This window comes from Gilvimarinus sp. 1_MG-2023 (assembly GCF_030548285.1).
On the sequence record NZ_JAUOSC010000752.1, the window covers coordinates 1 to 295 of the forward strand.

Sequence of the window (295 nt, forward strand, 5' to 3'; positions counted from 1 at the left end):
GATAAGAGCAGGCCATACATTTCGGCTGGCGAGAAGCCATCGGTGCCATCAAAAGTGCCGTTGTAGGTGGCACTCGGGGAGACATCGTGCAAGTTGCCCAGGTTGAACAGTTCGGCAATGGCTTGGTTGGCCGCGTTAACCGACTCCGCGGTTAGCGAACCGTCGCTGCTGTTATTGAGCGCAAACTCCGCCGCCAGCGTGGTATCCGGGTTGATGTTAAGCGAAACACGGCTGCCCGATTCGGTTACCACGCCAATAGCGCTAAGTTCTGCGGTCAGATCGGTTGGTTGGTTGG

General features: G+C 56.9%; 1 protein-coding gene. It reads right to left on the reverse strand.

All coding sequences use genetic code 11. The features are described from left to right. The coding region (locus tag Q4563_RS18895) for a hypothetical protein (protein WP_303605607.1) at positions 1 to 295 on the reverse strand (295 nt) is incomplete at both ends.